Annotated in this window: 20 protein-coding genes; 9 read left to right on the plus strand and 11 right to left on the minus strand. The window is 72.8% G+C overall.

The window, feature by feature from the left end; genetic code table 11:
- The first annotated feature begins 84 nt into the window (after window positions 1-84).
- Window positions 85-459 (plus strand): VOC family protein, encoded by a 375-nt coding sequence (locus tag O7600_RS18710; RefSeq protein ID WP_281589091.1) that lies wholly within the window; start codon window positions 85-87, stop codon window positions 457-459.
- Window positions 460-516: 57 nt separating this feature from the next.
- On the opposite strand, the gene O7600_RS18715 is transcribed toward O7600_RS18710, so the two are convergent.
- Genes O7600_RS18715 through O7600_RS18730 form a run of 4 tightly spaced genes read right to left on the minus strand, consistent with a single transcriptional unit; the run spans window position 517 to window position 2,784 of the window.
- The gene (locus O7600_RS18715; RefSeq protein WP_281589093.1) at window positions 517-1,281 is read right to left on the minus strand and encodes an ABC transporter permease; all 765 of its coding nucleotides are present in this window, start codon (window positions 1,279-1,281) and stop codon (window positions 517-519) included.
- A complete protein-coding gene (locus O7600_RS18720) occupies window positions 1,278-2,057 on the minus strand; it encodes an ATP-binding cassette domain-containing protein (RefSeq protein WP_281589095.1) in 780 nt (259 codons plus the stop codon). Before O7600_RS18720 ends, O7600_RS18715 begins: the two co-directional genes overlap by 4 nt.
- Entirely contained in the window at window positions 2,054-2,434 is a 381-nt protein-coding gene (locus O7600_RS18725) for a DUF1048 domain-containing protein (RefSeq protein ID WP_099163170.1), read from the minus strand. The genes O7600_RS18720 and O7600_RS18725 overlap by 4 nt, the downstream gene beginning before the upstream one ends.
- Window positions 2,435-2,436: 2 nt before the next feature.
- Window positions 2,437-2,784 carry a PadR family transcriptional regulator gene (locus O7600_RS18730; RefSeq protein WP_099163169.1) on the minus strand — a complete coding sequence of 116 codons (348 nt, stop codon included), beginning with the start codon at window positions 2,782-2,784 and terminating at the stop codon, window positions 2,437-2,439.
- A gap of 107 nt (window positions 2,785-2,891) precedes the next feature.
- On the opposite strand from O7600_RS18730, the gene O7600_RS18735 reads away from it, so the two are divergent.
- Window positions 2,892-3,665, plus strand: coding sequence for a class I SAM-dependent methyltransferase (locus O7600_RS18735; RefSeq protein WP_281589099.1), 774 nt, complete (start codon window positions 2,892-2,894; stop codon window positions 3,663-3,665).
- Here O7600_RS18735 and O7600_RS18740 read toward each other — a convergent pair.
- Window positions 3,640-3,834, minus strand: coding sequence for a DUF397 domain-containing protein (locus O7600_RS18740; RefSeq protein WP_255292538.1), 195 nt, complete (start codon window positions 3,832-3,834; stop codon window positions 3,640-3,642). The two genes, O7600_RS18735 and O7600_RS18740, sit on opposite strands and share 26 nt — an antisense overlap.
- The gene (locus O7600_RS18745) at window positions 3,825-4,628 is read right to left on the minus strand and encodes a helix-turn-helix transcriptional regulator (RefSeq protein WP_281589103.1); all 804 of its coding nucleotides are present in this window, start codon (window positions 4,626-4,628) and stop codon (window positions 3,825-3,827) included. Before O7600_RS18745 ends, O7600_RS18740 begins: the two co-directional genes overlap by 10 nt.
- Before the next feature lie 95 nt (window positions 4,629-4,723).
- Here O7600_RS18745 and O7600_RS18750 point away from each other — a divergent pair, with 95 nt between their 5' ends.
- The 3 genes from O7600_RS18750 to O7600_RS18760 all read left to right on the plus strand — a co-directional run bounded on the left by O7600_RS18750 (window position 4,724) and on the right by O7600_RS18760 (window position 6,198).
- Window positions 4,724-5,044 carry a hypothetical protein gene (locus tag O7600_RS18750; protein ID WP_281589105.1) on the plus strand — a complete coding sequence of 107 codons (321 nt, stop codon included), beginning with the start codon at window positions 4,724-4,726 and terminating at the stop codon, window positions 5,042-5,044.
- An 84-nt stretch (window positions 5,045-5,128) separates the two neighbouring features.
- The gene (locus O7600_RS18755; protein WP_281589107.1) at window positions 5,129-5,686 is read left to right on the plus strand and encodes a putative immunity protein; all 558 of its coding nucleotides are present in this window, start codon (window positions 5,129-5,131) and stop codon (window positions 5,684-5,686) included.
- Window positions 5,683-6,198 carry a putative immunity protein gene (locus O7600_RS18760; RefSeq protein WP_281589109.1) on the plus strand — a complete coding sequence of 172 codons (516 nt, stop codon included), beginning with the start codon at window positions 5,683-5,685 and terminating at the stop codon, window positions 6,196-6,198. The genes O7600_RS18755 and O7600_RS18760 overlap by 4 nt, the downstream gene beginning before the upstream one ends.
- A 908-nt stretch (window positions 6,199-7,106) precedes the next feature.
- Here the strand turns inward: O7600_RS18760 and O7600_RS18765 are convergent.
- Together O7600_RS18765 and O7600_RS18770 are read right to left on the minus strand one after the other, a co-directional pair.
- Window positions 7,107-8,504, minus strand: a complete 1,398-nt coding sequence (locus O7600_RS18765) for a PQQ-like beta-propeller repeat protein (protein ID WP_281589111.1) — start codon at window positions 8,502-8,504, stop codon at window positions 7,107-7,109.
- Between the two features lie 19 nt (window positions 8,505-8,523).
- Window positions 8,524-10,008, minus strand: a complete 1,485-nt coding sequence (locus tag O7600_RS18770) for a hypothetical protein (protein WP_281589113.1) — start codon at window positions 10,006-10,008, stop codon at window positions 8,524-8,526.
- A 255-nt stretch (window positions 10,009-10,263) separates the two neighbouring features.
- On the opposite strand from O7600_RS18770, the gene O7600_RS18775 reads away from it, so the two are divergent.
- Genes O7600_RS18775 through O7600_RS18785 form a run of 3 tightly spaced genes read left to right on the plus strand, consistent with a single transcriptional unit; the run spans window position 10,264 to window position 12,427 of the window.
- A complete protein-coding gene (locus O7600_RS18775) occupies window positions 10,264-11,034 on the plus strand; it encodes an SGNH/GDSL hydrolase family protein (RefSeq protein ID WP_281589115.1) in 771 nt (256 codons plus the stop codon).
- A gap of 12 nt (window positions 11,035-11,046) precedes the next feature.
- Complete coding sequence (locus O7600_RS18780; protein WP_281589117.1) at window positions 11,047-11,484, plus strand: hypothetical protein; 438 nt, start codon at window positions 11,047-11,049, stop codon at window positions 11,482-11,484.
- 40 nt (window positions 11,485-11,524) lie between these two features.
- Window positions 11,525-12,427, plus strand: coding sequence for a sulfurtransferase (locus O7600_RS18785; protein WP_281589119.1), 903 nt, complete (start codon window positions 11,525-11,527; stop codon window positions 12,425-12,427).
- Between the two features lie 43 nt (window positions 12,428-12,470).
- Here O7600_RS18785 and O7600_RS18790 read toward each other — a convergent pair whose 3' ends face one another.
- Together O7600_RS18790 and O7600_RS18795 are read right to left on the minus strand one after the other, a co-directional pair.
- Entirely contained in the window at window positions 12,471-12,968 is a 498-nt protein-coding gene (locus O7600_RS18790) for a hypothetical protein (protein WP_281589120.1), read from the minus strand.
- A gap of 536 nt (window positions 12,969-13,504) precedes the next feature.
- On the minus strand, window positions 13,505-14,104 hold the full coding sequence (locus O7600_RS18795) for a TetR family transcriptional regulator (RefSeq protein WP_348651347.1): 600 nt from the start codon (window positions 14,102-14,104) through the stop codon (window positions 13,505-13,507).
- Window positions 14,105-14,193: 89 nt separating this feature from the next.
- Here O7600_RS18795 and O7600_RS18800 point away from each other — a divergent pair, with 89 nt between their 5' ends.
- Window positions 14,194-15,333 (plus strand): FAD-dependent monooxygenase, encoded by a 1,140-nt coding sequence (locus O7600_RS18800; protein ID WP_281589125.1) that lies wholly within the window; start codon window positions 14,194-14,196, stop codon window positions 15,331-15,333.
- On the opposite strand, the gene O7600_RS18805 is transcribed toward O7600_RS18800, so the two are convergent.
- Window positions 15,238-16,575, minus strand: coding sequence for an MFS transporter (locus tag O7600_RS18805; protein ID WP_281589126.1), 1,338 nt, complete (start codon window positions 16,573-16,575; stop codon window positions 15,238-15,240). The genes O7600_RS18800 and O7600_RS18805 overlap by 96 nt on opposite strands.
- Window positions 16,576-16,580 lie beyond the last annotated feature (5 nt).

A 16,580-nucleotide genomic window follows, 5' to 3' on the forward strand; every position in this document is an offset into this window, starting at 1 on the left:
TGGCGCAGCGTACGACCACGGTCACCGGTCGGCGATCCCTTTCCGGTTCCGGTGACCGTCGTACCGTCGGCGTAGGAAGGCCACATGGAACAGCGACCACGGTTCTCGTTGACCACCACGGTGCTCGACGCACCGTCCGCCCAGGACCTCGCCGCCTTCTACGAGCGGCTGCTCGGCTGGCCTCGGAGTGAGGACGAGCCGGAATGGGTCGTCCTCACTCCGTCGGGCGGTGGCGCCGGCCTCGCCTTCCAGGACGAGCCGGCATACGTGCGTCCGGTCTGGCCGGCCGGGCCGGGTGACCCGCCGATGATGCTGCACCTGGACATCAAGGTCGACGACCTCGACGCGGCGTCGGCGTACGCGGTGTCGCTCGGCGCGACCGTGCCGGACTTCCAGCCGCAGGACGACGTGCGCGTGCACCTCGATCCGGCCGGGCACCCGTTCTGCCTCTACCTCTGAGCGGTGACGGGCGCAGCGCCGCATCCACGGATGCGGCGCTGCCTCCCGTACGACTGGTCAGCTGACCTTTTTCCGGTAGATCGCGGTCGCGGCGGCGTAGGCGGCGACGAGCAGGCCGGCGCACCAGGCGAGAGCGATCCAGATGTCGGTGCCGACGGGCTGCTCCGCGAACAGCGCGCGAAGGGTGTTCACGATCGACGTCACCGGCTGGTTGTCGGCGAACCACGCGACCGGGCCGGGCATCGAGTCGGTGGGGACGAACGCCGAGCTGATGAAGGGCAGGAAGATCAGCGGGTAGCTGAACGCGCTCGCGCCGTCGACGGTCTTGGCGGACAGGCCGGCGATGACGGCGATCCAGGTGAGGGCGAGGGTGAACAGGATCAGGATGCCGGTGACGGCGAGCCAGTCGAGCACGGACGCCCCGGTGCGGAACCCCATGGCCAGCGCGACACCGGTGACGATCACGAGCGAGGCCAGGTTGGCCACGAGCGAGGTCAGCACGTGCGCCCAGAGCACCGAGGGTCGCGGGATCGGCATCGACTGGAAGCGCTCGAAGATGCCGCCCTGCATGTCGAGGAACAGCCGGTACGCCGTGTAGGCGATGCCGGAGGCGATCGTGATGAGGAGGATGCCGGGCAGCATGTAGTTGATGTAGGAACCGCCGGATCCGATGTCTATGGCGCCGCCGAGCACGTACACGAAGAGCAGCATCAGCGCGACGGGGGTGACCGCCGTGGTGATGATGGTGTCCGGGCTGCGGAGGATGTGCCGCAGGGAGCGGCCGGTGAGGGTGCCGGTGTCGCTGAGGACGTGGGTGGTCATCGGGGTTCCCCTCCGCTGTTGCCGACGAGGGCGAGGAAGACGTCCTCGAGGGTCGGCTGCTTCTCGACGTATTCGACCCGGGCGCTCGGAATGAGCTGCTTCAGCTCGGTGAGCGTGCCGTTCTGGATGATCGTGCCCTCGTGCAGGATCGCGATCCGGTCGGCGAGGTGTTCGGCCTCGTCCAGGTACTGGGTGGTCAGCAGGATGGTGGTGCCGTCCTCGGCGAGCTGCCGCACGGTCCGCCAGACCTCGATGCGGGCCTGCGGGTCGAGGCCGGTGGTCGGCTCGTCGAGGAACACGACCGGCGGGTTGCCGACGAGGCTCATCGCGATGTCGAGCCGCCGGCGCATGCCGCCCGAGTACGTCCCCGCCCGGCGGTTCCCGGCGTCGGTGAGCGAGAAACGGGCGAGCATGTCGTCGGCGACCGCACCGGGGTTCTTCAGGTGGCGGAGCTTCGCGACCAGGACCAGGTTCTCCCGGCCGGTGAGCACCTCGTCGACGGCGGCGAACTGGCCGGTCAGGCTGATCGACTCGCGTACCTCGCGCGGTGCCGAGGCGACGTCGAAGCCGTGCACGGTCGCGGTGCCGCCGTCCGCCTTGAGCAGCGTCGAGAGGATCCGTACCAGCGTGGTCTTCCCGGCGCCGTTCGAGCCGAGCAGGGCGAAGATGCTCCCCGCCGCCACGTCGAAGTCGACGCCCCGCAGCACGTGCAGGTCCCGGTAGGACTTGGTGACGCCCCGCACGCTGATCGCGGGTTCGCGCGTTCCGGTGGTCATGCGTCCTTCTCCTCGCTGGTGTCGCCGGCGGCGGCGTCGATCGCCGTCCGGAGTCGCTCGCGCTCCTTGTCGATCCACTGTCGGCCGGAGTACGCCCGCAGGAACGTCTCGGCGAACTCGACCGGGTCGTCGCCGACGATCGCGCGGACCGGCGTGCCGTCGGCCGCCGCGCGCTCCCAGAGGTCGACGAAGTCGCCGAGCATCGTGATGAGCGTGTTCCCGTCGACGATCCCGCCCTGGTACATGAAGTACCGCTGCAGGGCCTTGGCCGCGCCGCGGTGCGGCTCCGGCAGGGCCTCCATCCGGGCCATGTGCTGCTTGTACTGCTTCTTCTGGTCGAGCGATCCGACGAGCGTCTCGATCCACTTCGCGGCCATGGTCATGCTCCTTCGTCGTGTGCGTTGTCGGTGTCGCGAAGTTGCTCGATGCGCTCCGTGAGGACGCTCCACGTCCCCCAGAACTCGGCGAGTTGCTCCCGCCCCTTCGCGTTGAGCGAGTAGACCTTCCGCGGGGGCCCCTTCTCGGAGGGAACCTTCTCCACGTCCACGAAGCCGCGTTGCTCGACGCGGACGAGCAGCGCGTAGATCGTGCCTTCCGCGATGTCCGAGAATCCGCGGTCGCGCAGCCACGCGGTGATCTCGTAGCCGTACGCGGACCGGCGGGCCAGGATCGCCAGCACGATGCCTTCGAGCGTGCCCTTGAGCATCTCGGTCATCTGGTTGCCCACGTCGTCATCCCCTCGCTACCAAGTGACGCTGACTACCGCTAGAAAGTAGCACTAGGTACCGGTAGATAGCAACGCTGAATACCGAGGTTCTGTCCTACCGTCGACGGGTGACCACCACACCGTCGGCTCGCGCCGTGAGCCAGTACGCGACGACGACCGGCAACCTCACCGCGCGCATCGCGCTGCACGCGTACGGGACGAACCCGCAGGACTGGTACTCCTGGCTCGGTGAACGGCTGCCGCTGGCCGGCGAGGTGCTGGAGGTGGGCGCCGGCACGGGCGAGCTGTGGCAGCGGGTGGAGCGCCCCGCGGTCGGGCTGCGGCTCACCCTGACCGACTTCTCACCCGCGATGTGCGCCCGGCTGCGCGAGGTGCCCGGGGCCCGGGTGCAGCGCTGCGACGCCGGCCGCCTGCCCTACGCCGACGCCGCCTTCGACGCGGTGATCGCCAACCACATGCTCTACCACCTCGACGACCCCGACGCCGCGCTGCGCGAGTTCGCCCGGGTGCTGCGGCCGGGCGGCCGGCTGGCCGTGGCGCTCAACGGTCGCGACCACCTCGCCGAGCTGGACACGCTCGGGCCGGCGGTCGACCGCGCCCAGGTGGCCGCCGGGTTCCACCAGGACGGCACCACCGCCGAGGAGGCGCCCGCCCGGATCGCCGCCCACCTGGGCGACGTGACGGTCGAGCGCTACCCGGACGAGCTGGCGGTGCCCACCGTGGAGCCGGTCCTCGCCTACCTCGCCAGCATGGTCGGGCCGCTCACCGCCGCGCAGGAGTCGGCCGTCCGGGACCGGGTCCGCGCCCGGATCGAGGCCGAGGGCGCCTTCCGGGTACGCAAGCAGACGGTGCTGATCAGCGCGACGCGCGGCCCCCGCTGACCCGGACGAAGGCGCGCCAGGCGGCCGGACTGAAGGTGAGGACGGGACCGGTCGGGTCCTTGCTGTCGCGCACGCCGACCACCCCGACAAGATTGTCCGCCACCTCGACACAGTCGCCCTGGGTGCCGCTTCGGGTGGACTTGCGCCAGGTCGCGCCGGTCAGCTCCACGAGGTCATCACGTCCTTCATCAGCTCGACCGACTGCTGGCGCGGAAGAGCCTCACTGCGGACGCTCTCCCACCTGGACAGCAGGATAGCCACGTCCTCGTCGTTGTCGACCACCACGCCGCCGAGCTGGTTCTCCAGGTGGCCGACCCACCCGCCGTCCGCTCCCCGGGCGAGTGCGAACGGGCCGACGAGGCCGACGTGCACGGTGACGCGGGTCGGCACGATGTGAACGTCGATGTGCGGACGTTCGGCGCACGCGATCAGGTGCGCGATCTGCTCGGCCATCAGTCCGCGGTAGCCCTCGTCCGCTCGGCGCAGGACCGACTCCTCGACCACGGCGATGTATTTCGGATGGTCGGCGCTCGACAGGATCGACTGCCGATCCAGTCGCACCCCGAGCCGCCGCTCGACCTCGTCGTCGCTGATCAGATCATCCGTGCGGATCATCGCGCGGGCATAGTTCTCGGTCTGAAGCAGCCCGGGCACCAGAGTCGGTTGGTAGGTGCGCAACTGCTGGGCCTGGCGTTCGGCGTCGAGCCAGGGGCGGAACCAGCTCGGCTGGCCGTCGCGCTCGGCGAGCTTGAGCAACGACGTCAACAACCCGCCGGTGCCCAGTACCTCGTCGGCCCGCTTCAGGAAGAACCGGTCCAGCGGTCGCTGGCCCAGCTCGACCGCCGACACCTGCGAGTTGGAGAAGTGCACAAGCCTCCCGAACTCCTCCTGGCTTAGCTCGGCCTTGAGTCGCAGCCGCCGCAGTTGGGCGCGGATCAGCTCGGCGGTCGGCTCGTTCTCCACCCGTCCTCCTCGCTCACCGGCCGGCTTCCCGACCCCTTCCCGGGCCGGCGCCGACGACTTCCGAGCGTAATGGTGTCCTCAGCAGACTGTCACGCATGATCCTCCCCGTACCCCGGCTCGGGCCGCACCCGGACCGGCCCCGCCCCTACCCGCCGGACCACCCGGCCCACCTGCCGATCCGGCCGCTGTGGCTGTGCCGGGCGTGCGGCGCGCCGTGGCCCTGCGCCCAGGCGCGCCTGCTGCTCAAGGTCGAGTACGCCGACCACCCCGTCGACCTGGCCGTCTACCTGTCCGGGCTCTACCACGAGGCCACCCACGACCTGTTCCGGCTCAACCCGCACGACGGGCCCACCCCGCGCGAGCTGTTCGACCGGTTCGTCGGCTGGGGGCCGTACCGGCGGGGCGTCCGGGGCTGACCACCGGTTGAGGCTTTCCGACGCCGCCTAGCGCCGAGGTCGGTGCGAAGCGTCAACCGAAGTTCAACGATACGATTCAAGGGCATGGCAACCGGAGACTTCGACCTGACCATGGACGAGCTGCGTGAGGTGACCCGCTACGTGGCCCGGCACGCGGAGGACGTCCTGCCGGTCTACGAACGGGCCGTACCCGGCGACAGGCGTCCCCGCGCGGCGATCGAGGCCGCCCGCGCGTTCGTCGACGGCGCCGACCGGACGAACCGGCAGCGGGTCACCTCCGTCGACGCGCACCGGGCCGCCCGGTCCGCGCCGTCCGAGGCCGCGCGCCTGGCCGCCCGGTGCGCCGGGGACGCCGCGTCGGCCGCTTACCTGCACCCGATCGCCCGGGTCACCCAGGTCGGCCACATCCTGCGCGCCGCCGCGAGCGCCGCCCGGATCGGCGAGTTGGCGGCGGGCGACGCCCCGGCGGTCGGCGAGGCGCTCCTGGAGCGGCCCCGACGGTGGGCCACCCCGACGCTGGTCGACGTGCTCCGCCGCTACCCGCCCACCAGCGGTGGCGGCAGTCGGGTCGCCAGGTTGACGAACGCCCTGGACGCGGCCCTGCGGGCCACGCCGATCGCCGGGCCGGAGCGGCGGTCGTGATCCTGCCGACGGTGCGGGACCCGCGCTTCACGACCATCCGTCGGGGCGGGACCCTCACCGACGCCGACCACCACCTCCTCGCGCTCTGGGCCGCTGTGTGCGCGGAGCACGTCCTTCCGCTCTTCGAGGCGGTGCGGCCCGAGGACCCGCGCCCGCGCGAGGCGATCGAGCGGGTCCGCGCCTGGGCGCGGGGCGAGGTCACGATGACGGCCTCGCGCACCGCGGGCGGGCACGCGATGGGCGCGGCCCGGCCGCTGCGCGGGGCGGCGCGCCATGCCGCGTACGCCGCCGGCCAGGCCGCCGTGGTCGCCCACGTCGCGGCGCACGAACTCGGCGCGGCCGCGTACGCGATCAAGGCGGTGCGGGCGGCGGCGCCGGCCGACCGGAGCGTGGCGGCGGGGCGGGCCGAGTGCCGGTGGCAGCGCGACCGGTTGCCGGCGGCGATCCGCGAACTGGTGCTGGACGACCAGCGGTTGCGCAACGACATCTGCTGGTCGGTGTTCGACTGCTGAGGGCGCCCGGCCGGGCCGTGGAAAAGGCGACAGACCACATCGGCAACCATCGGGCGGCGGGGTGACGTCTGCGCCCTCTGGTGCATCGTCATCACCCGCCTGGCCACCGACCCCCGCCCTCGCCACCACCACGACCGCAGAACCAAGCAAGGACTCAGCAAACCCCAGATCATCCGATGCCCCAAACGCTACGTCGCCCGAGAGACCTACCAACTACTCACCCAACCGACTCGGCGCCTTGACGAACGATAGGAGCATCCTTCCCGGTGACGGGCCCCCGTGCAGTACGCGCGGGGGCCCGTCACATGTGTTGAACTGATGTGGCCCCTATTGGCCGGACACCTCGATTTAGAGCGCTGAAAGAGCTGCTCCGAGCTGCACTAGCAGTTGGGGGGATACTTTATCCCTTGGTACTCCCCAGTGTGAAGCATTCCATCGATGACTTCTTGCCAGCCGTAGTCAAATACCTCATGGTTAAGAAGGAATTTGCACCGATCTGGAACGTCGTCGACGGCGATTTTGACAAAACGACCAATGCCGCAATGCGCAACAGTAACATGCACGGTTCTCGAAACTACGGAAGGAGTGAGCACTCCGCCTGGAATCCAAGGGCCGTAGGTAACCTGTGACCCACACTCCGGTATGTCTGTCTGATCAGCTGCCGCCGGAGTGGCTGGGCTTAAGGCTGCCCCTGCAAGGAGTGTCGAAAGCATCGTTAAGGCCGTTAATCTGCGGCGAAGATGGGGCACGAATCCTCCTATGGGATAAATAAAGATGAATTTACCCTAAATCCTGCATCAATGCCTGTCAAGGGTTACTGCGTCGGCTCCCATCAATGTTCATGCTAGTGGACCAGAGAAGTCGACCCTGGAGGCCAGCCCATCCTTGGGGTACCGCCCCGCGGCCGTTCACCGCAGGACGGTGACCGCCGCGTCCGCGCTGACGTGCTTCCACGGCACGAGCACCACCGTCCCGTCCCGCTCCAGGACCTTCGCGTCGGTGCCCTCGGTGCCGGCCGACCGGGGACCCTCGGCGAGCACCGTGACCTTTCCGCTCGCCAGGTCGATCCGGACCAGCCGCGGGGCGAGGTCCCGGTGGTCACCGACCTCCCAGGCGAGCACCCCCTGCTCGTCGAGGCGGATCAGCTCCACCTCGCTGTCGGTGTGCCCGGTCGAGACCCAGCGCCGCTCCCCGGTGGCCAGGGCGATCGCCACCACCTGGTTGGCCTGGCGCATCTTGCCCGGCACGTTGGCCGCCTCGGTCGGCAGGTAGAGCGTGTCGGCGTCGGCCAGGTACGGCCGGACCGCCGGACCCTCCACCGTGTTCGAGCGGTTGACCGGCAGGTCGCTGAAGCGCGTACCGCCGACGGGGTTGCCGAACGTGGCCCGCGCCGCGCCGGCGGCGTCGCGCGCGACGAACGTCCGGCCCTCCAGGCCGGGCAGGCTGACCAGCGGGTCGACGCTGAGCACACCGTCGCTCTGCTGCGCGTCGGGCAACTGCTGCCGCCAGCGCACCGCGCCGGTGGCCGGGTCCAGGCCGAGCAGCGCGCCCCGGACTCCGTCGCAGCGGGCGGTCACCACGGCCTGGGTGCCGGCGGCCTGTGTGTCGGTGATCCGGCAGTCCCGGCCGGGCAGCAGCCGGTCGGCGTCGGTCTGCCAGAGCCGCTTGCCGTCGGCCAGCGAGTAGCCGAGGACGCGCTGGTCGGAACGGACCACCACCTGCCCGCCCGCGACCGACAGGTCCGGCGCGGTGAGCAGGCCCCGCCCCTTCAGACGCTCGGCCGGGATCTTCACCTGCCAGGTCCGGGTGCCGGCGGCGGCGTCGAAGCCGACGAGGGTGTCGCACGAGTCGGCGGAGCCGAGCGCCACCACGCCGCGCCCCTCGGCCAGGGTCTGGGCGGCGCCGCAGAGCGAGCTGCCGGGCGGGGCCGGCACGCCCCACGCCTGCCCGCCGTCGCTCAGCCGGTAGGCGATGACCCCGTCGGGCTGGGCGCGCGCCACCGCGTCGCCGATCAGCCAGGCGCCGAACATGTCCTGCCCGTCGAACGTCTTCAGGCCGTTGCGCTGCCGCTCGGGGAAGTCGAGCACCCAGGCGGTGCGCAGCTCCCGTCCGTCGTCGTCGCCGCCGACCAGCCGGGACACGCCGTAGGCGGTGCCGCCGGCGACCGCCAGCACGGCCACCAGACCGCCGGCCACGAGCAGCGCCAGACGCCCGCGCCGCTTCGGCGCCGCGGGCGGCGGACCGGCCGGTCCGGGCCAGCCCGTCGGCGGGTACGCGGGCGGCGGCTGCTGGTGCTGGTAGGTCATCCGTCGTCTCCGATCCGGCTCAGCGCGCCTGGGCGCGGACGTAGGAGGCCCAACCGGCCTGGAACTCGTCGAGCGACACGCCCAGCACGTCCCGGGCGGCGCGGTCGGTCGGGGTGCCCGCGTAGACGGCGTCGACGAAGCGGAACAGCTTCGCCTCGCCGTACTTCTCGGCCAGGTGGTTCATCGCCGCGTGCCCGAGCCAGTAGTGGAAGCTCACCCGATCCGGCTGGTTCCAGCCGCCGTTGTCCGGCAGCCTGCCGTTCCACCCGTCCGCGACGAGCCGGCGCGCCGCCGCGGTGCGCTCGCTCGTGCCCAGCGGGCGGCCGTGGAAGGCGACGTACTCGGCGAAGCCCTCGACCACCCACTCGTCGAGCCGGTCGAACGCGTCCACCTCGGCCAGGTCGGTCCGGGGGGTCATCAGCGAGTGCGCCACCTCGTGCCGGAACACCATGCCGGCGTCGTTGCCGCCGCCGGAGCGGGTGAAGTAGTCCTCGTCGGTGTCGACGACCACGCGGGTGCCGCCGATGGTGAACGTTCCGTCCGTGCGCTCGGCCGCCACCATGCCCAGCGAGAATCCCGCCTCGGTGGCCTTCTCCTTGCCGACCCGGTAGAGCGAGGTCATCTCGTCCTTGCCCTTGGCCAGCGCGAGGACGAAGCCCTTCGGCACCGGGCCGGGCAGCCCGCCGGCGCGCCACACGGCCAGGTCGTGGACGATCGCGGCCTCGGCCGCCGGGGCGAGCCGCTTCGCCGCCGCGGCGCGGCCGGCGTCGGTGACGATCAGGGCGTGCGGCGTCCGCTCGACGTGGATGTCCCGCCACTTGTCCCACGGGCCGGGGTGGTAGACCGTCTTCGAACTGCCCCCGGCGGCGGCCGGCGCGCCGGTGACGGCGATGACCCGGATCGGCGCGTCCTTGCCGGTGCGGACGATCGTCCAGCGGTACCACTCGGTCACCGGCGCCAGGTCGAAGCCGTCGAACTGGTGCACGAAGGAGACGTCGAGCTGGAACGTGACGCCCTGCCCGAACGCGTCGCTGGCCCGGCCCTGCTGCTCGACGGTCTCGTAGCGGGCCACCGACAGGGGCAGCTTGGCGAGGTTGCGGAAGAGCTGCGTCTGCCCGGCGACCAGGTCCTTGCGGGCCGGGTCGAACGCGGCCAGGTAGCCGTCCAGGTCCTTGTCGGCCAGCGCCCTGGTGTGCCGGTCGAGCAGGGCGGCCAGCTCGGCGTCGGTGACCGTGACGCCGTTGGCCGCGGCGGCCGCCTTCGGCGCGGCGCCCTCCTCGTCGTCGCCGCGCAGGCCCAGCCCGACGCCGACCAGCGTGCCAGCGCAGACCGCCAGCGCGAGCGCGCCGGCCGCGAGCCCGATCCAGAGCCCTCGGCGGGACTTCGGCGGCGGCGGTGGTGGTGGCTGCGCCCACGGCGGCCCGGGTACGGGCGGCGGGCCGGCCGGGGGATGAGCGTTGCCGGGCGGTGGCCAACCTGCCGCCGGTGGGTGCCCCTGCGTCATGTGGTTCCTCGCTCGTGCCGTACGCGGGACCGGCCGGGCGGCTCGCCCGACCGGATGACGGCGAACATCATCCCCGGTCCGGCCGACGGATTCTGCCCCGCCCGGACGTGCCGGGGGTTTTGTCCGGCCGGCGGGCTGTCGGGAACAGGACGTCGAGACGTCCGCCACGTCCGGCCCCCAGGGGCGTCGGGACCGGCCCGGACGGTGACAGACTGAGCGACGCGATTCTGCCGGGACGTCTGAGGGGGAGGCGCCGTGCGCTGGCGCAGCTTTGTGGCGGTGGGCGACAGCTTCACCGAGGGCATGGACGACGCGTATCCGGACGGCAGCTACCGGGGCTGGGCCGACCTGGTCGCCACCCGGCTCGCCGCCGAGGCGGGGCCGGACTTCGGCTACGCCAACCTGGCCATCCGGGGCCGGCTGTTCCCGAACGTCGTGGCCGAGCAGGTGCCGTCCGCGCTGGCCATGAAACCCGACCTGATCAGCTTCGCGGCCGGTGGCAACGACGTGCTGCGGCGCAACTTCGACCCGGACTCGTTCGTGCCGCGCTTCGACGCGGTGGTCGGGCGGCTGCGCGGCGGCGGCAGCGACGTGGTGCTGTTCCGGTTCGCCGACGTGATGGCCCGGCTGCCCGGCCAGCGGCTGGTGGCGCCCCGGGTGACCCTGCTCAACCGGGTGGTCGGCGAGGTCGCCGAGCGGCACGGCGCCATCCTGGTCGACCTCTACGCCGACGAGGCCTACCTCAACCCGATGCTGTGGAGCACCGACCGGCTGCACCTGTCCGCGGCCGGGCACCGGCGGGTCGCCGCCCAGGTGCTCGACGCGCTCGGCATCGGCTGCGACGAGCAGTGGCTGATGGTGCCGCCGCACCCGGCGCCCACGCCGTGGCTGGCCGCGCGCGCCGCCGACCTGCGCTGGGCCGGCCAGCACCTGGCCCCGTGGATCCGGCGGCGCCTGACCGGGCGGTCCTCCGGCGACTTCGTCACCGCCAAGCGGCCGATGCTCGGCCCGGTCGAGGCCGACTGACCGGTGCGCACCGTGCACGCTGCCGACCTGCTGCGGCTCACCCTCGACGACGAGCCCCGCGCCGGGCTGGCGGTCCTGGTCGCCGGCGACCGGGTCGAGGCGGTCGCCTCGCCGGAGGAATTGTCCGGCGCGTACCCCGGGGTGCGGGTGCGGCGGTGGGCCGGCACGCTCGGGCCGGCGCTGGTGCACGACGGGCCGCTGCCCCCGGCCCCGACGCCCCGTGAGCGGGTGCACGCGCTGTTCCGCCTCGGCGTCGCCGCGGTGCTCGACGCGCACGTCGCCGACCCGGCGCTGCGGGCCGCCGCGGTCCGCAACGAGGTGGCCGTGCTGCCCGGGGCGCGACCGGCCACGCTGGTGGTCGGCGGCCGGGCCGATCTGGCCGTGTTCGACGCGGACGGCTCGTGCCGGGCCACCGTGGTCGCCGGCCGGCTGGTGCACCGCCGGGCCTGACCGGCGCCGCCGCCCGTTGATCCGGCGTACCTTGGGGATCATGCCTGTGCCGAGCGATCCGCATCCCCGCCTCCAGTCGTACGCCGACCCGCAGCGCCTGGTCACCACGGAGTGGCTGGCCGAACACCTGGGCGACGAGGGCCTCGTGGTGGTCGAGTCCGACGAGGACGTGCTCCTCTACGACACCGGCCACATTCCCGGCGCCGTCAAGGTCGACTGGCACACCGAACTGAACGACCAGGTCACCCGCGACTACCTGGACGCCGCGGCCTTCGCCGAGCTGTGCGCGGCCAAGGGCATCGGGCGCGACGACACCGTGGTCTTCTACGGCGACAACTTCAACTGGTGGGCCGCGTACGCCCTCTGGGTCTTCTCCCTCTTCGGCCACGCCGACGTGCGGCTGCTCGACGGCGGCCGGCAGAAGTGGACCGCCGAGGGGCGGGAGCTGACCCGGGAGAAGGTGAGCCGGCCGCGCGCCGACTATCCGGTGCCGGCGCGGGACGACGCGCCGATCCGGGCCTACCGGGAGCAGGTGATGGCGCACGTGGCGGCCGGTCGGCCGCTGGTCGACGTGCGGTCGCCGGGTGAGTACACCGGCGAGATGCTGCACATGCCCGACTATCCGCAGGAGGGCGCGCTGCGCGGCGGGCACATCCCGGGCGCGGTGAGCAAGCCGTGGAAGTCCGCCGCGAACGACGACGGCACGTTCAAGTCGGCCGACGAGCTGCGCGCGATCTACGCCGACCAGCTCGGGTTGAGCCCGTCCGACGACGTGGTGGCCTACTGCCGGATCGGCGAGCGGTCCAGCCACACCTGGTTCGTGCTGCACCACCTGCTCGGTTTCCCGCAGGTGCGCAACTACGACGGCTCCTGGACCGAGTGGGGCAACCTGGTCCGGGCGCCAGTGGTCAAGGGCGACCAGCCCGGCGGCCTGACCCGCTGACCGTCCCGGCCGGCCCTCCCGAACGCGCGGCAGGGCCGGCCGGTCAGCGGGCGGGCAACGACACCGGGCCGATCACGTCGCGGGCCACCAGGTCGACCTCGCCGGTCCCCGGCCGCCAGCGGGCCAGGCCGGTGGGGTCGGAGCGGAACAGCACCGCACCGTCGGCCGACCACCCGAGCACCTCGCAGCAGGCCTTCGCCCGGTCCTCGCGGCCCAGGTCGAGCAGGCGGGTCACCGCCCCGGTGCGGGCGTCCACCACCGCCACGCCCTCCGCCCCGCCCATGGTGCCGGTGGTGGTCCAGCCCGCCTGGGCGATCCGGTCGCCGCGCTGCCAACCCCGCCCGTAGACCTCGTCCAGCCGGTAGCCGGGCGGAAGGTCGCCGGTGCCCACCTGGTGCTGCTGCGGTGCGCCGCCGGTGCCGGGATAGCGGCGGACGGACAGGCCGTCCTCCGCGCCGAGGGCGAGCAGGTCGCCGGGTCGGGTCGGCTCGGGCACGACCAGGTCGCCACGCGCTCGGCACGTCAGCACTTGCATACGCATCAACTGCGCTTGATGGTCAATTCGAGCGCACTCCGGGGCCGGATGAAGGTCCCGACGAAACTCGCCGCTCTTCCTCCGGCAGTTACCTCAATCGTGACGGCATCTCCGGCCTTGAGGTCTAGAGGAAGTGGCGAGCTGCGGAGCCAGTCAAGACGTGCTTGGAGAACATGTCTCCCCTCGGCAACGTCTAACAGAATTCGATCCGTTGGCCCCAGGTTGGTGAATAATTCGCCGTCCAAGTACATGCGAAGCCTTCTGCTGCCGCCTATCGCATCTACCCCTCTGACAAAAGTCAGTTCCGCCATCACTGCCACCTTTCATGCTCGCTTAACCTTCAAGGTCGGGGGCCCTCCTGCAATGCTCGCTGAAGGGCTTCCGATCCTTTGTCTAGTTGTCCAACCCGAGCTAGCTGGTCAAGAAGCTTGCAACTCTCCAGGCCGCCTGCTGGGCGGCGTCACCCCAATTAATCGATTCGCCCTTCTGTGTACTCTCGCAGCCCGTCGTCCGCGGCACGCCCCATCCGGCTCCTCCCTCCGTCACCTCGCAGACGCGTGGGACGGGGGGAAAGGTTGGGTCAGGTAACGCTGGATCGTCGGGCCGACCCAGGCGGCCAGCTCCTCCGGGTCGAGGTCGACCACGGGCGGCAGCCGGACGACGTACCGGGTGAGGGCGAGGCCGAGGATCTGACTGGCCACCAGTCCGGCCCGGCGGGCGGCGGTGGCCGGGTCGGCGCCGGAGCGGGCCACGGCGGTGGCGAGCTGGTCGGCGAAGATGCCGCGCATCCGTTCGGCCGCGCCGGGGTTGGTGCTGGCGGCCCGGAGTAGGGCGACCAGTGTCCCGTCCGCCTCCCAGCGGCGCACGAAGTGCCGGGTCAGCGTCTCACCGAGCCGGTCCGGCGGCACCCGGGTCAGGTCGGGCAGGTGCAGGTCGAACTCGGCCGCCGCCGCGAAGAGCCCCTCCTTGCTGCCGTAGTAGCGCATGACCATCGACGGGTCGATCCGGGCGTCGGCGGCGATGGCGCGGATGGTGGCGCGGTCGTAGCCGTCGGCGGCGAAGCGGGCCCGGGCGGCGCGCAGGATGGCCGCCCGGGTGGCGTCCGAGCGGCGGGTGCGGGGGGCCGTGTCGGTCATGTCCACGACTGTAGGCCAACAGGCGTTGACATCGACGCTAGTGTTGGGTCAACAAGCGTTGGCAAACAGTTGTTGACCCAGCCGGAGGTGGAGCGATGCTGCCCGAGTCCACGGACGTCCTCGTGGTGGGAGCCGGGCCGACCGGCCTCGCCGTGGCGGTGGCCCTGGCCGGTCACGGCATGACCGCGACCGTGGTCGACCGGCTGGCCGAGCCGCCCGTCACCTCCCGCGCCGCCGTCGTCCACGCCGGCACGCTGGAGGTGCTGGACCGGATCGGGGTGGCCGCCCCGCTGGCCGCCCGGGGGCTGCACTCGACCCGGTTCACCGTCCGCGACCGGGACCGCGTCCTGGCCGCCGTCCCCTTCGACCGGTTGCCGTCCCGCTACCCGTACGCGCTGCTGATCTCGCAGGCCGAGACCGAGGCGGTGCTCACCGACCGGCTCAGCGCGCTCGGCGGGCGGGTGCGGCGGCCGTACGAGCTGACCGGCCTCGACCTCGACGACGACGGCGCCACCGCGCGGTTCGCCGACGGCGGCACGGTCCGGGCCCGCTGGGTCGTCGGCGCGGACGGCATGCACAGCCGGGTCCGCGAACTGGCCGGCATCGGGTTCGGCGGCCCGGCCGACCCCGGCGAGTCGTTCCTGCTCGCCGACGTGCGGGTGGACAGCACGCTCCCGCGCGACCAGGTCACCCTCTTCCTGTCCCGACAGGGCCCGCTGATCTGGGCGCCGCTGCCCGACGGCACGGTCCGGCTGGTCGCCACCGTCACCGACGCACCGCGCGAGCCGCAGGCGCGGCACTTCCAGGCGCTGCTCGACGAGCGGGGCCCGGCAGGCCGGCCGGACCGGGTCACCGACGTGGCCTGGGCGTCCCGGTTCCGGATCCACCACCGGATCGCGGACACCTACCGGTCCGGCCCGGTCCTGCTGGCCGGCGACGCGGCGCACGTGCACAGCCCCGCCGGTGGGCAGGGGATGAACCTCGGCCTGCGGGACGCGGTCGCGCTCGGCGACGCGCTCGCCGCCGGCCCGGAGGCCCTCGACGCGTACGCCGCCGAGCGCCGCCCCCGGGCCGAGGAGGTGCTCGGCTTCGCCGCCGGGCTCACCCGGCTCGCCGCCGCACCGCCGGCCGTCCGGCCGCTACGGGACCTGCTGCTCCGGGTGGTCTCCGCGCTCCCGCCGGCCCGGCAGCGGCTCGCCGTCCGGCTGGCCGGCTTCGAGCCCGGCCGGGGGTGACCCGACGCCGCCGTCCCGCAACGTCACCCAGGCGGCGACCGTCACCAGCGCGAACACCGCCGCGGCGGCCCAGCCGACCGGCGCCAGCCCGTACGCCCGGCCGGCGAACCCGGCGAGCGCCGCGCCGACCGGAGCGGCGGCCAGACCGAGCGTCCGTTGTGCCGCGCCGACCCGGCCGAGCAGGCCCGGAGGGACGTGCCGCTGCCCGTACGCGGACCAGAGGCTGTTCCAGATCGTGGTGCCGGCGGCCACGCCGGCCAGCGCCAGCCCACCGGTCAGCGGGTGCCGGGCCAGCGCGAACCCGGTCAACGCCAGCGTCTGCCCGAGCAGCACCCCGCGCAGCGCCGGCAGCGTGCCGAACCGGGCGGCCAGCCGGCCGGCGAGCAGCGCGCCGACCAGCCCGCCGGCGATCACGCCCGCCGAGAACAGCCCGTACGCCGCCGCCGGCACCCGCAGCACCTCCAGCGCATAGAGCACAAGCACCGCCGCCAGCCCGCTGATCGCCAGATTCGACCCCGCCGACGCGAGTGCCAGCCCCCGCAACCCCCGATCCCCCCAGACCCACCGCACCCCCTCCCACCCCTCCCGCCACACCCCGACTCCGCCGATCTTGCGGTTGCGGCCCGCGAGCCGTCCGCTTTCCGGGGTTTCGCCCGGGTCGAAAGTGCAAGATCGGCGGGGGATCGCGAGGACGAGGGCGGCGGCCAGGGCGAAGGTGAGGGCGTCCACGGTGAACGGGAGGGCGGCGGCGGTGGCGAAGAGGACGCCGGCCAGGGGGGCGCCGACGAAACCGCCCGCCACCGTGGTTCCGGCCTGGAGGTGGGCGTTGGCGCGGGCCAGCGCCGCCGGCCGGACCACGGCGGGCAGCAGGGCGAACGCGGACGCGTCGAAGAGCGTGCCCAGCAGGGCGAGCAGCAGCGCGGCGGCGGCCAGCGTGGTGATGCCGGCCTGCCCGGTGGCCACGAGCCAGGCCAGCGCCGCCACCACCACGGCCCGGGCCCCGTCCACGACGGCCATCGTCCGCCGCCGGTCCCACCGGTCCGCGTAGACGCCGCCGAGCAGGCCGAGGAGCAGCGGCGGAAGCTGTCCGGCCACGGTCACCGCGGCGACCGCCCGGGGATCCCGGGTGAGCGTCGCGGCCAGCAGCGCCAGGGCCGGCGTACGCAGCGCGTCGCCCAGCCGGGAGCAGACGGCGGCGGACCAGAGCAGCCGGTAGCTCCGGCCCAGGGCGGTGGTGGTCATGCCGA

The sequence above is a fragment of the Micromonospora sp. WMMA1998 genome, assembly GCF_027497375.1.
Lineage (GTDB): Bacteria > Actinomycetota > Actinomycetes > Mycobacteriales > Micromonosporaceae > Micromonospora > Micromonospora sediminicola.